Origin of the sequence: Actinotalea ferrariae (genome assembly GCF_019733465.1) — a bacterium.
Taxonomy (GTDB): domain Bacteria; phylum Actinomycetota; class Actinomycetes; order Actinomycetales; family Cellulomonadaceae; genus Actinotalea; species Actinotalea ferrariae_A.
Genome location: NZ_JACVQL010000081.1, coordinates 1 through 13117 on the forward strand (window position 1 = coordinate 1; position 13117 = coordinate 13117).

The 13117-nt window shown below is 75.0% G+C and carries 14 protein-coding genes; 9 read left to right on the top strand and 5 right to left on the bottom strand.

Going from position 1 to position 13117, the window contains the following annotated elements:
- Window positions 1–651 (bottom strand): A/G-specific adenine glycosylase (locus tag ICW40_RS07120; RefSeq protein WP_221653137.1); only part of this gene is annotated, 651 nt, incomplete at its 3' end.
- A 118-nt stretch (window positions 652–769) separates the two neighbouring features.
- Between ICW40_RS07120 and ICW40_RS07125 the strand changes: the two genes are divergently transcribed.
- Window positions 770–1447, top strand: coding sequence for a hypothetical protein (locus tag ICW40_RS07125; protein ID WP_221653138.1), 678 nt, complete (start codon window positions 770–772; stop codon window positions 1445–1447).
- A gap of 18 nt (window positions 1448–1465) precedes the next feature.
- Here the strand turns inward: ICW40_RS07125 and ICW40_RS07130 are convergent, their stop codons facing one another.
- The 4 genes from ICW40_RS07130 to radA all read right to left on the bottom strand — a co-directional run bounded on the left by ICW40_RS07130 (window position 1466) and on the right by radA (window position 5435).
- Entirely contained in the window at window positions 1466–1933 is a 468-nt protein-coding gene (locus tag ICW40_RS07130) for a VOC family protein (protein WP_221653139.1), read from the bottom strand.
- Between the two features lie 159 nt (window positions 1934–2092).
- Window positions 2093–2884 (bottom strand): hypothetical protein, encoded by a 792-nt coding sequence (locus ICW40_RS07135; protein ID WP_221653140.1) that lies wholly within the window; start codon window positions 2882–2884, stop codon window positions 2093–2095.
- A 19-nt stretch (window positions 2885–2903) separates the two neighbouring features.
- The gene (disA, locus tag ICW40_RS07140; protein ID WP_221653141.1) at window positions 2904–3989 is read right to left on the bottom strand and encodes a DNA integrity scanning diadenylate cyclase DisA; all 1086 of its coding nucleotides are present in this window, start codon (window positions 3987–3989) and stop codon (window positions 2904–2906) included.
- Between the two features lie 9 nt (window positions 3990–3998).
- On the bottom strand, window positions 3999–5435 hold the full coding sequence (radA, locus tag ICW40_RS07145) for a DNA repair protein RadA (RefSeq protein ID WP_221653142.1): 1437 nt from the start codon (window positions 5433–5435) through the stop codon (window positions 3999–4001).
- Window positions 5436–5516: 81 nt separating this feature from the next.
- On the opposite strand from radA, the gene ICW40_RS07150 reads away from it, so the two are divergent.
- From ICW40_RS07150 to ICW40_RS07185, 8 genes are all read left to right on the top strand, one after another.
- Window positions 5517–6149: a TetR/AcrR family transcriptional regulator gene (locus ICW40_RS07150; RefSeq protein WP_221653143.1), complete on the top strand. Its 633-nt coding sequence runs from the start codon at window positions 5517–5519 to the stop codon at window positions 6147–6149.
- Between the two features lie 116 nt (window positions 6150–6265).
- The gene (locus ICW40_RS07155; RefSeq protein ID WP_221653144.1) at window positions 6266–7057 is read left to right on the top strand and encodes an ABC transporter ATP-binding protein; all 792 of its coding nucleotides are present in this window, start codon (window positions 6266–6268) and stop codon (window positions 7055–7057) included.
- The gene (locus ICW40_RS07160) at window positions 7054–7785 is read left to right on the top strand and encodes an ABC transporter permease (RefSeq protein ID WP_221653145.1); all 732 of its coding nucleotides are present in this window, start codon (window positions 7054–7056) and stop codon (window positions 7783–7785) included. Before ICW40_RS07155 ends, ICW40_RS07160 begins: the two co-directional genes overlap by 4 nt.
- A gap of 42 nt (window positions 7786–7827) precedes the next feature.
- On the top strand, window positions 7828–8688 hold the full coding sequence (locus ICW40_RS07165) for a hypothetical protein (RefSeq protein WP_221653146.1): 861 nt from the start codon (window positions 7828–7830) through the stop codon (window positions 8686–8688).
- Between the two features lie 50 nt (window positions 8689–8738).
- The gene (proC, locus tag ICW40_RS07170; protein ID WP_221653147.1) at window positions 8739–9563 is read left to right on the top strand and encodes a pyrroline-5-carboxylate reductase; all 825 of its coding nucleotides are present in this window, start codon (window positions 8739–8741) and stop codon (window positions 9561–9563) included.
- A 20-nt stretch (window positions 9564–9583) separates the two neighbouring features.
- Window positions 9584–10570 carry a LacI family DNA-binding transcriptional regulator gene (locus ICW40_RS07175; RefSeq protein WP_221653173.1) on the top strand — a complete coding sequence of 329 codons (987 nt, stop codon included), beginning with the start codon at window positions 9584–9586 and terminating at the stop codon, window positions 10568–10570.
- A 128-nt stretch (window positions 10571–10698) separates the two neighbouring features.
- The gene (locus tag ICW40_RS07180) at window positions 10699–12315 is read left to right on the top strand and encodes a xylulokinase (protein ID WP_221653148.1); all 1617 of its coding nucleotides are present in this window, start codon (window positions 10699–10701) and stop codon (window positions 12313–12315) included.
- A 63-nt stretch (window positions 12316–12378) separates the two neighbouring features.
- A complete protein-coding gene (locus ICW40_RS07185) occupies window positions 12379–13095 on the top strand; it encodes an L-ribulose-5-phosphate 4-epimerase (RefSeq protein WP_221653149.1) in 717 nt (238 codons plus the stop codon).
- Window positions 13096–13117 lie beyond the last annotated feature (22 nt).

A 13117-nucleotide genomic window follows, 5' to 3' on the forward strand; every position in this document is an offset into this window, starting at 1 on the left:
GTCGGGCGGCATGCCGGCCAGGCGCCAGCGGCACAGGTCCGCGACCGGGCACGCGGTGCAGCGCGGCGACCGCGCGGTGCAGACGAGCGCGCCGAGCTCCATGACCGCGGCGTTCCAGCGCGCCGACGTCGCGTCGTCGTCGGGCACGACGGCGCCCGCGCGACGCAGCTCGGCGATCGAGAGGTGCGGGGCGGGCAGGGCGCGGCCCTCGAGCGTGCGCGCGAGCACGCGCCGCACGTTGGTGTCCACGACGACGCTGCGTCGGCCGCGGGCGAAGGCCGTGACCGCCGCCGCGGTGTAGGTGCCGATGCCGGGCAGGGCGAGGAGCTCCGCCTCGTCCGCGGGCAGCTCGCCGCCGTGCCGCTCGACGACGGTCCGGGCACAGGCCTGGAGCCGGAGCGCGCGCCGCGGGTACCCCAGCCGGCCCCAGGCGCACAGGACGTCGTCCGGGCGGGCCGCGGCGAGGTCGGCCGCCGTCGGCCAGCGCGTCATCCACTCGCGCCACACCGGCTCCACGCGCACGACCGGCGTCTGCTGGAGCATGACCTCGCTGACGAGCACGCCCCACGGGGTGCGGTCGGGGGCGCGCCACGGGAGGTCGCGCGCGTGCTCGCCGAACCAGGTGACGACGGGTTCGACGAGGGCGTGCATCGACGCATCATGCCTGACTGTCTGCGACGAGGAGACGTGTCCCGGCGCGCCGACCGGGCCACGGGACGCGCCGGTCGTACCGTGACCGCGTAGGCCCTGATGAGGAGGCGACGAGCGGATGAGCACGATGCTGCACCCCGTCGGCCCACGGCCGCCGCAGGTGTACTGGGTCCGGCGGCTGGTGGTCCTCGCTGTGCTGGTCGGTGTGGTCGCGGTGCTGTGGGCGGTGCTCGGCCGCGGCGCGGCCCCGGCCGACGGCGCGTCCGGCGCCGACACGGACGCGGACGCCTCGCAGGACGCCGGCGCAGGTGACGGTGACGAGGCGACGACCGGCGCGTCCGACGACGCCGCCGATGCCACCGACGCTGCGGTCGACGCGCCGCAGGAGCAGGCGGCCGACCAGGGGCCGGTCGTGTGCGCGCCCGCAGACCTCACGCTCGCGCTCACGACCGACGCGCGTGCGTACGCGGCAGGTGTGCAGCCGACCTTCACCGTGGCCCTGACGAACGCCGGCGGCGCCGCCTGCACGGTCGACGCCGACGCCGCCCAGCGCGAGATCCTCATCACCTCCGGCAGCGACCGGATCTGGTCCTCGCTCGACTGCCCGCCGACGGCGGCCCCGAACCTCCTGCTGCTCGAGCCGGGGGCGAGGACGGACGCTCCCGTGGTCTGGGACCGGACCCGCTCGGCGGTGGGCTGCACGGGCGGCCTGCCGGAGCCGCGCCCCGGCACGTACAGCGCCGTCGTGACGATGCTCGGTGCGACGAGCGCGCCGGTGGTCTTCGAGCTCGGCTGACCCACGCGGAGGCGCCCGTCAGACCTCCGCGGACCCGCGCACCGCGGTACTCGGTGCCTCCGTGCGCTCCGCCTCAGCGCGCTCTGCCTCGGCGCGTTCTGCCGCGACGACGGCCGCCAGCTGAGCCGGGCTGTTGCGCAGCAGGCAGAACTCGTTGCCCTCGGGGTCGGCGAGCACGTGCCACGTCGCGTCGCGCTGCCCGACGTCGACCGTCGTCGCCCCGAGGCGCAGCAGGCGCTCCAGCTCCTCCTCCTGGCTCGACCCGTCCGGGGGACGCAGGTCCAGGTGGAGACGGTTCTTGACCGTCTTGGCGTCGGGCACGGTGATGAACAGGAGGCCGCCCGTGAGGTCGTCAGCGTGCGGCGCGACCCACACCTCGTCCTCGTCGTCGAGCGTCAGCTCCCACCCGAGCACCTCCGCCCACCACCGGCCGAGCCGCTCCGGGTCGGCGCTGTCCACGACGAGCTGGCTGATGATCGATCCCATGCCTCGCACGGTAGACCGACCACGTGGCGGCAGCCCAGGGAATCACGATGACCGACGTGCCCCTCCGGTCGTGCCCCGGCCGGTGGCGCCCCTCCGGTCGTGCCCCGCCGCTCGTGCGGCAACCAGAGAACCGTCGTCGGACGTAGCGCTCGAGGGTGCTCAACTCTCGGCGGGTCCGCTCCACTCGAGACACTCGAGGCGCGGCTCCGCGCGGAGGGCCGCCACGAGGGCGTGGTCGCCGCTCACCTTGGTGGCCTGCAGGTCGTAGTCCGTCGACACGAACCAGGCCCGGTCCGCAGGCCAGAGATTGGTCGGCGAGTAGCCGTACGCGCCGCCGTGCTCCTCGAGAAGGTCGCGGACGGACCCGAGCGGGCCGGTCCACAGATGGACGCTGTCGAAGTCTCCGGCGGGCAGGGACGCGTAGAACGCGAAGCACGGTGTGTCCTCGCCCTGCGGCGATCGGGACGCCAGCACGGCGAGGAGCGCCTCGAGGCTCAGGTCGTCGAGCGACCCCTCGGGCGGCGGCGCGACGGCGGCCGGCCAGTTCCCGGCGGGGAACCACCGGAAGCTCGGCGGGGCGTCCCGGCGCAGGTCACGGTCGGGGAGTCGCCCCAGGTACTCCGCCCACGTCACTCTCGTCCACTCCTCGCCGGGCCGCCCTACGACACCGAGCGGGATGCCGGACACCTCCGTGAGTGCGTCGAGGTCGACCTCGCCGACTAGCTGCGGTGTGGCGTCCCCCGTAGCGAGCCGCGCCCGGTGAAGGTCGTCGTGAGTCGTGGGCGCCATCAGGTCGGCGTGCTCGTACATGGCGTGAAGCACCCACGTCGACGTCGGCCAGCCCCCGGGGTCGAAGCCCGTCGAGGCGCCGCTGATCGGCAGGTGCGCCGACCACGCCATGGGAGCCGACGGGTCGTCGACGCGCGTCATCCCGCGCGAGGTGCTCGACACGTCAGGACGCCCCTCTGCGTCAGACGTAGCGCTCGAGGATGCTCGACTCGGCGAGCCGGGAGAGACCCTCGCGGACCGCCCGGGCGCGCTGCTCGCCGACGCCGTCGACCGCCATGAGCTCGTCGATCCCCGCCGCGAGAAGCTTCTGCAGCCCGCCGAAGTGGCCGACGAGCCGGTCGACGATCGTCCCGGGGAGCCGGGGGACCTTGGAGAGCAGGCGGTAGCCGCGAGGGCCGACCGCGCCGTCGAGCGAGTCCTCGACGCCGGTGAGGCCGAGGATGCGGGAGATGTGCGTGAGGTCCAGCAGCTCGTTGGCGTCGAGCCCGGCGAGCGCCGCCTGCACCTCGGCGAGCGTGCGGCCAGCGCGGCCCGCCTCGACGTAGTCCCGGATGACGAGCTGGCGGTCGGAGCCGATGCCGCCGACGAGCTCGTCGAGCTGCAGGGCCATGAGCCGACCGTCGGTGCCGAGCTCCACCACGTAGCCCGCGATCTCCTCCGAGATGCGCCGGACCATCTCGAGGCGCTGCACCACGGCGGCGACGTCGCGGACGGTGACGAGGTCCTCGATCTCGAGCGCGGACAGAGTGCCGCTCACCTCGTCCAGGCGTGACTTGTAGCGCTCGAGGGTCGCGAGCGCCTGGTTCGCGCGCGACTGGATGACGTCGGAGCCCTCGAGCACGTACCGGCTGCCACCCACGTAGAGCGCGATGATGCGCATGGACTGGCTCACCGACACCACGGGGAAGCCCGACTGCTTGGCGACGCGCTCGGCGGTGCGGTGCCGCGTGCCGGACTCGGTGGTCTCGATGGTCGGGTCCGGGAGGAGCTGCACCGCGGCCCTGAGGATCTTGGTGGCGTCGGCGTTGACCACCACCGCACCGTCCATCTTCGCGAGCTCACGCAGCCGCGTGGCGGAGAAGTCGACGTCGAGCGCGAAGCCGCCCGAGCACATGGACTCCACGACCCTGTCGTGGCCGAGCACGATGAGCGCCCCCGTGCGGCCGCGGAGGATGCGCTCGAGCCCGTCGCGGAGCTCGGTCCCGGGTGCGACCGCGGCGAGGGTGGAGCGCAGCAGGTCCTCGGCGGAGCGCTCGGTGTTGACCACGGGCGAATCCTACGTGACCTGGGGCGACGTCGGCCCTCTCCGGTCGTCGCGCGCGAGCATGAGCGCGCGGCCGAGGTCCGCCGCCTCGAGGAGCTCGAGACCCTCGGGCGCCTGCCCCCGCTCCACCCCGCCGGCCGGGACGAGCGCGCGCGTGAAGCCGAGCCGGCGTGCCTCCGCGAGTCGCTGCGTGAGCCCGACGACGGGCCGGATCTCGCCGGCGAGCCCGACCTCGCCGAGCGCGACCAGGCCCTCGACGAGCGGGACGTTCTCCATGCCGCTCGCCGTGGCGAGCGCGACGGCGAGGTCCGCCGCCGGCTCGACGACGCGGGCGCCGCCGATCGTCGAGACGTACACGTCCTTGTCCGCGAGCGGCACCCCGCCCCGGCGCTGCAGCACGGCGAGGATCATCGCGAGCCTGCTGCCGTCGACCCCGCTCGTGGTGCGCCGCGGGTTGCTCAGCAGCGAGGGCACCACGAGCGCCTGCAGCTCCGTCGCGAGCGGTCGTCGGCCCTCGAGCGTGACGGTCACGCACGTGCCCGGCACGTGGTGCAGCGTGTGCGACAGGAACAGGCCCGACGGGTCCGCGAGCCCGACGATCCCCGCCTCCGTGAGGTCGAAGCAGCCCACCTCGTCCGTGGGCCCGTACCGGTTCTTGGTCGCCCGCACGAGCCGCAGGCGCGAGTGCCGGTCCCCCTCGAACTGGCACACCACGTCGACGAGGTGCTCGAGCGTCCGCGGGCCCGCGACGCTGCCGTCCTTCGTCACGTGCCCCACGAGGACCGCGGGCAGGTCCCGCTCCTTGGCGGCGGCGATGAGCGCCGCCGCGACCTCGCGGACCTGGCCGACGCCGCCCGGTGCGCCGTCGACCTGCGCGGACGCGATGGTCTGCACGGAGTCGACGACGAGCATGGTCGGCGACGTGGCCTCGATGTGCCCGAGGACCGCGCCGAGGTCCGTCTCGGCCGCGAGCAGGAGGCCCGGCGCGAGCGCGCCGATGCGCTCGGCGCGCAGCCGCACCTGACCCGCCGACTCCTCGCCCGTGACGTAGAGCACGCGCTGCCCGGGAGACCGGGCCAGGCGCGCGGCGACGTCCAGCAGCAGGGTCGACTTGCCCACGCCCGGCTCGCCCGCGAGGAGCACGACCGCACCCGGGACGAGGCCGCCGCCGAGCACCCGGTCGAGCTCGTCGACCCCCGTGGGGCGGGCCCGCGCCGTCTCGACGTCGATCTCGGAGATGGGCCGCGCGGGCGTGCGCGACGTCGTGGCGACGGTGCGCGGCCCCGCGCTCGACGCGGCGTCCTCGACGACCGTCCCCCAGGCCTGGCACTCGCCGCAGCGGCCCGCCCACTTGGCCGCCGTCCAGCCGCACTCCAGGCACGTCCAGCCCGGCCGCTGGCTGCGTGCTGACCGGCCGGGGGAGCGCGTCGAGGCGCTGGGCGATGGCATGGCGCGACGGTAGCCGGACCCTCCGACACGACCCTGACCGACACGACTGCCGGACGCCGACGGCGTCACTAGGGTGCGTCCATGAGCGAGCCGAGCGCTGCTGGCGGACGGCGGCAGGACGGCACCCGGCCGCGGGGCCGTCGGGCCGACGGGAGCGCGGTCGAGGACATCCTGGCGGCTGCGCGGGCCGAGTTCGCCGAGCGCGGGTACGGCGGGACGAGCGTGCGCGGTGTCGCGCGCCGGGCCCACGTGGACCCCGGCCTCGTCCGCTACTACTTCGGCGGCGGCAAGCCGGAGCTCTTCGCGATGGCCCTCGCGCGACGGGAGATCGACCCGGCCGGCGTGGTCGCGACGCTCGTCGCGGACGGCCTCGACGGCCTCGGCGCGCGTCTGCTCGACGTCGTGGTCGGCACGTGGGACGCCCCGGGGGGCCGTGAGCGGTTCCGCATGGTGATCGCGGCGACCGCGAGCGGTCAGGACCACCTCGTCCGGGACTTCCTGGCGAGCGAGGTCTTCGGGCGGGTGCGTGCAGCGCTGCCCGCGCCCGACGCCGACCTGCGCGTCGGGCTGGTCGCCTCGCACCTGGTCGGCGTGCTCGTCACCCGGTACGTCCTCGAGCTCGAACCGGTCGCGTCCGCGCCGCGGGAAGAGCTCGTGGCCCTCGTCGGCCCGACGCTGCAGCGCTACCTCACGGGCGAGCTGCCGGGCGCCTGACCGGTCCCTGGCTGTTCGCGTCGGCACCAGACGCGCACCTCGACCGGGCACCTCGACCGGAGGTCGACCGGGCCGCACCCTTGCGCGGCGCCAGGGCGAGGAGCAGTATTCCTCACATGAGGAATAACGCGCCGGCGGCGGTCCGGGTCGCCGGGCTCCGGGTGGTCCGGGGCGGCACCGAGGTGCTCGGCGGTCTGCACCTGGCGGTGCCGGCCGGTCAGGTCGTCGGGCTCCTCGGCCCGAGCGGGAGCGGCAAGACGACGCTCATGCGAGCGGTCGTCGGCGTGCAGGAGACCGCGGGGGGCGAGGTCGAGGTGCTCGGGCTGCCCGCCGGCCACCGGGATCTCCGCCGCCGGGTCGGGTACGTGAGCCAGGCCCCGAGCGTCTACGCCGACCTCACGGTGGCCGAGAACCTCCGCTACTTCGCGACCGTGCTAGGCGCGGGCCGCGCGGACGTGGCCCGCGTGCTCGGCGAGGTGGACCTCGGCCGCATGGCCGGTCGGCGGGTCGGAGCGCTGTCCGGGGGCGAGCGGTCCCGCGTGTCCCTCGGCGTCGCGCTCCTCGCACGGCCGGAGCTCCTCGTGCTCGACGAGCCGACGGTCGGCCTCGACCCTGTCCTCCGGCGCGACCTGTGGCAGCTCTTCCACCGCCTGAGTGCCGACGGGACCTCGCTGCTGATCTCGAGCCACGTGATGGACGAGGCCCAGCGGTGCGACCGGCTCGTGCTGCTGCGCGACGGTCGCGTGCTCGCCGACTCGACGCTGCCCGACCTGCTGGCGTCGACGGGCGCTGCCGACGTGGAGGCGGCGTTCCTCCACCTCGTCGAGGACGGCGCCGCCCCCGCGGCGCACCTGGTCCAGGCGCCGGCGGGCCGGCACGCGGCGGCCCATGGGGAGGGGTCCCGATGAGCGCACGCCTGACGCTCGCGACCGCGGCCCGGGTCCTACGGCAGCTGCGTCACGACCACCGCACGATCGCCCTGCTCGTCGCCCTGCCCTGCGTGGTCCTCGGGCTCGTGGCGTGGATGTTCGAGGGCACGCCGGTGCTCGACAGCGTCGGGCCCCTCCTCCTCGGGCTCTTCCCGCTCGTCGTGATGTTCCTCGTCACGAGCGTGGCGACGCTGCGCGAGCGCCAGTCCGGCACGCTCGAGCGACTCATGACGACACCCGTCGGCAAGGGCGACGTCGTCGTCGGCTACGCGCTCGCCTTCGGGCTCATGGCCGTGCTGCAGGCGCTCGTGCTCACCGCGTTCGCGGTGTGGGTGTGCGGCATGGACGTCGCGGGCGTGCTCTGGGTCGTCGTGCTCGTCGCCGTGCTCGACGCGGTGCTGGGGACCGCCCTCGGGCTGGCCGCGTCGGCTGTCGCGCGCACGGAGTTCCAGGCGGTCCAGCTCATGCCGGTGATCATCTTCCCGCAGCTCGTCACGGCAGGTCTGTTCCTCCCCCGGGACGAGATGCCGGCGGTCCTCGAGGCGGTCTCCCGAGCGATGCCGCTCACGTACGGCCTCGAGGCGCTGCAGGAGCTCGCGGCCGGCGGGGGCCTCGCGGAGGTCCGCGGCGCGCTGGTCGTCGTCGTCGCGTTCATCGTCGGCGCGCTGCTCGTCGGCGCCACGACGCTGCGCCGGCGCACGCCCTGAGGGCCCTAGGCTGGCCGGGCACAGGACCGGCAGGGAGTGGCGATGACGAGCAGTGCAGACGGCCCTCGCGGCGGCGCGGGCGGCGGACGGCAGGACTGGCCGTTCGGTCCCGTCACGGGTGACCCCGCCGGGGCGCCCGGCTCCCAGGCGGCGGGCCGTCCCGGGATCGGGACCGGGTCCACGAGCGAGCGGTCCCAGACGGGCCGCGCGCCGCACGAGGGCTCGGGCGGCACGGGTGCCCGGACCCCGGATGAGCCCCCCGCGGCGCAGAGGCGTCCCCCGCTGTGGGTCCTCATCGGCGCGGCTGTGCTCGTCGTCGGCGGCGTGGTCGCGGGCGTGCTCCTGCTGGGTGACCGGGGCGGCAACCAGACCGTTCCGGAGGCCGACGTCGTGACGCTCCCCGTGCCCACGCCGACGGTCGAGCCGATCGCGCACGAGGGCGGCACGGCGTTCGCGGCCGCGCTGCCCGCGACCGTCCTCGCGCACGCGCTGAGCGAGGCCGGCGAGCACCTGCCCCTGCTCTCCGCGGGTGCGCTCGAGGGCTACCGCCACGTGTACACGGACGGCGCGACGTCGGTGACGCTCCTCGCGGGGCAGTGGGAGACGCCCGAGGAGGCCTCCGCCCGGTACACCGCGATGGTGCAGGAGCAGACGGCGGCGGTGGCCGCGGCGGGCGGCTCCGACGCGGGCGACGGCGCCGAGGAGGCCGAGGGCGACGCCGCGTCCACGGACACGACCGAGGGCCCCGTGACGACGGTCGACGGCACGGAGACCGGGCGGTACACGCTCGTCCCGCGGACCGACGGCACCGGGACGCTGACCTGGTGGAACGGCACCGCCGTGCTCCAGCTCGACGGGCCCACGGAGGAGCTGCTCGACCTGTTCACCGCCTTCCCGCTCTGAACGCGCGGCGACGGCCTGACCACCACCCGGCCCGGTAGCGAGGAGACACCATGTCCGAGGACACGCTGGGGCGGGTCGCCGTCCTGGGCGGCGGCGTCATGGGCGAGGCGATCGTGGGCGCCGTCCTGCGTGCGGGCGTCGACGTCGACGACGTGTCCGTGAGCGAGCGCTATGCCGCCCGCGCGACGGAGCTCTCCGAGCGCTACGGCGTCCGTGCCGCCGACTCGGCGGGCAAGGTCGCGAGCCGCGCGGACACCGTCGTCGTCGCGGTCAAGCCGGTCGACGTCGCCGGGGTCCTCGAGGAGATCGCGCCGCGGCTCCGCGAGGGCACGCTGGTCATGAGCGTCGCCGCGGGGCTGCCGCTGTCCTTCTACGAGTCGCGCCTGCCCGCGGGCACACCGGTCGTCCGCGTCATGCCGAACACACCGGCGACCGTGGGCCAGGGCGCGAGCGCGATCAGCGCGGGGGCGACGGCGACCGACGAGCACCTGGCTCGCACGGAGCGCCTCCTCGCGGCGACGGGCCTCGTGCTCCGCGTGCCCGAGCGCCTCCTGGACGCGGTGACCGCGATCTCGGGCAGTGGTCCCGCCTACGTGTTCTACCTCGTCGACGCGCTCGCGGAGGCCGGCGTGCTCCTCGGCCTCACGCGCGCCCAGTCGCTCGAGCTCGCCGTCGCGACCTTCCGCGGGTCGGCGACCCTGCTCGCCGAGACGGGCGAGCACCCCGTCGTGCTCCGCGAGCGCGTGTCCTCCCCGGGCGGCACGACGGTCGCGGGCCTGCGCGAGCTCGACGCGCACGGCGTCCGGGCGGGCGTGCTGGCCGCGGCCCAGGCGGCGCACGACCGGTCCCGCGCGCTCGCGCAGGAGCTCGGGTGAGCCTGCCCCGGCCACCGGCCATGAGCGACGTCGCCGCGGTCGCGGGGGTGTCGCACCAGACGGTCTCCCGCGTGCTCAACGGGCACCCGAGCGTGCGGCCCGAGACGCGGCAGCGCGTGCTCGACGCCATCGCCGAGCTGGGCTACCGCCGCAACACCGCCGCACGCGCGCTCGTGACCCGCCGGACGGACACCATCGGCGTCGTCGCCTCGGGATCGGCGCTGTTCGGGCCGACGAGCACCCTCATCGCGGTGGAGGGCGCCGCCCGGGACGCGGGCCTCTACGTCAGCGTCGCGACCGTCGCCCGGTGGGAGGCCGAGGGCATGCGCCAGGTGCTCGAGCACTTCATGGCGCAGGGGGTCGAGGGCGTCGTGGTCATCGCCGCCCACGACGAGGCTATCGAGGCCGTGCGGGCGTTCGACGCACCCGTCCCCGTAGTCATGGTCGGGCCCAAGGACCTGCCGGGCGGGCGGCTGCACTCGGTCGCGGTCGACCAGTACGCGGGCGCCCGTCTCGCGACGCGGCACCTGCTCGACCTCGGCCACCGCGACGTCGTGCACCTCGCCGGGCCGGAGGACTGGCTCGACGCGCGTGCGCGCATCCGGGGCTGGCGGGACGAGCTCGTCGCGGCGGGCATCGAGCCCGGCGAGCCGATCCACGGCGACTGGAGCGCCGGCCGCGGGTACGGCGTGGGCCGCGACCTCGTCCGGGCCGGCGTGCCCACCGCGGTCTTCGCCGCCAACGACCAGCTCGCGCTCGGCCTGCTGCGGGCGTTCGCGGAGACCGGCGTCTCCGTCCCCGGGGACGTCTCGGTGGTCGGCTTCGACGACGTGGACGGCTCGGCGCACTTCTACCCGCCCCTGACCACGGTGCGCCAGGAGTTCGGCGCACTCGGCCGGCGGTGCCTCGAGCTGCTGCTCACGGCGCTCGCGGGGGACGACCAGGCGCCCGAGCTCATCCCCCCGCGACTCGTCGTCCGTGCCAGCAGCGGCGCCCCGCGCGGGTGAGCCGCACCATTCTTGACAGAGGTCATGTGAACGCTAACATCGATGCCGTCGCACACGAGGAGACCGGCGGAGGACGCCGGGACGACGGCCTCGACCCCACCGCTGCGGCGCGACGAGGAGATGATCGGATGACGCCCGAGCCCCAGCCCGAGCGTGACGGCAGGGCCGCGATCGCCGACGGCCTGACCTCCCTGGGCATCGAGCTCGGGTCGACGCGCATCAAGGCCTGCCTCGTCGGTCCCGACGGCGAGGTCCTGGCGACGGGCAGCCACGACTGGGAGAACCAGTTCGTCGACCGGATGTGGACGTACGCGCTCGACGACGTCTGGTCCGGCCTCCAGGGATGCGTCGCGGCGCTCCGCGACGACGCCGAGCGACGCCACGGCGTGCGCCCCAGCACGGTCGGCGCCCTGGGCGTCTCCGCGATGATGCACGGCTACCTCGCGTTCGACGCCGACGGCGAGCTGCTCGTGCCCTTCCGCACGTGGCGCAACACCACGACCGAGCGTGCCGCGACCGAGCTGACCGAGGTCCTCGGGTACAACATCCCGCTGCGGTGGTCCGTCGCGCACCTCTACCAGGCGATCCTCGACGACGAGCCGCACGTGCCGCGCATCGCCCACCTCACGACGCTGGCCGGCTACGTCCACTGGCGCCTCACGGGTCGCACGGTGCTCGGGGTCGGCGACGCGTCGGGCATGTTCCCGATCGACCCGGCGACGCGGCGCTACGACGCCGACATGCTGGCGCGGTTCGACGAGCTCGTCGGCGCACGCCGTCCCGGGCTGCGTCTGGAGCCGCTGCTGCCCGAGGTGCTCGTGGCAGGGCAGGAGGCGGGAAGCCTCACCGAGGAGGGTGCGGCACTGCTCGACCCGACCGGCACGCTGCGCGCCGGCGTGCCGCTCTGCCCGCCCGAGGGCGATGCGGGGACCGGCATGGTCGCCACGAACGCGGTGGCACGGCGCACCGGCAACGTGAGCGTCGGCACGAGCATCTTCGCCATGGTCGTGCTCGAGAAGCCGCTCGAGCGGGTGCACCACGAGCTCGACGTCGTCACGACGCCCGCGGGCGACCTCGTCGCGATGGTCCACTGCAACAACGGCGCGAGCGAGCTCGGGGCCTGGGCCGAGGTGTTCGGCCGGTTCGCGGCCGTGCTGGGCCACCCGGCGGAGCCCGACGCCGTGTTCTCCGCCCTCCTGGGCGAGTCGCTCCACGGCGACGCCGACGGCGGCGGCCTGCTCGCCTACAACTACCTCTCCGGCGAGCCGATCACGGGCATGGCGGAGGGTCGGCCGCTCATCGTCCGGACGCCGGGCAGCAGGCTCACGCTCGCGAACGTCGTGCGGACCCAGGTCTACGGTGCCTTCGCCACGCTGAGCCTCGGCATGCGCGTGCTCGCCGGCGAGGGCGTCGAGATCGACACGCTCTTCGCGCACGGCGGCATGTTCCGCACGGCCGGGGTCGCGCAGCGCCTGCTCGCGGCGGCCGTGGGAGCCCCCGTGGCGGTCGCGCGCACGGCGAGCGAGGGCGGGCCGTGGGGCATGGCTGTGCTCGCCGGCTACCTCCGGGCGGCCGACCAGGACCTCGGCGAGTACCTCGACACCCACGTCTTCGCGGACGCCACCGTCGACGTCGCAGAGCCGGACCCCGCGGACGTCGAGGGCTTCACCGCCTTCCTCGAGCGCTACGTCGAGGGCCTCGCGATCGAGCGGGCCGCGACCGAGGCGCTCGGTCACGCGGGCTGAGCGGCGCCCCGCAGCCGGGGTGACCGTTTTCGAGCAGGACATCGACGAGGCAGGAGACAGCACATGACGGCGCGCACCCTGGACGCGTACCCCGGCACGGTCCGCGAGGCGGTCCAGCGCACCCGCGAGGTGGTGGCGGCGCTGCACGCGGAGCTGCCGCGCTGGGAGCTCGTGGTCTGGACCGCGGGGAACGTGTCCCAGCGCGTCGTCGTCGACCCCTCCACCGGCCCGGGCGAGGACGACCTCCTCGTCATCAAGCCGAGCGGCGTGACCTACGACCAGCTGAGCGCCGAGGCCATGGTGGTGTGCGACCTGGACGGCGAGCTCGTCGACGGCGATCGCTCGCCGTCGTCGGACACCGCGGCGCACGCCTACGTGTACCGGCACATGCCCGAGGTGGGCGGCGTCGTGCACACGCACTCGACCTACGCGACCGCCTGGGCGGCGCGCGGCGAGCCCGTGCCCTGCGTGCTCACGATGATGGCCGACGAGTTCGGCGGGGACATCCCCGTCGGCCCGTTCGCGCTCATCGGGGACGACTCGATCGGTCGCGGCATCGTCGAGACGCTGCGCGAGAGCCGCAGCCCGGCGGTGCTCATGCGCAACCACGGCCCCTTCACCATCGGCCGCGACGCGAAGGCGGCCGTCAAGGCCGCGGTGATGTGCGAGGAGGTCGCGCGGACAGTGCACGTCTCGCGCCAGCTGGGCGAGCCCCTGCCCATCGCGCAGGCCGACGTCGACCGCCTCTACGACCGCTACCAGAACGTCTACGGGCGCTGACGCCCACCACCGAGGAGAAGCG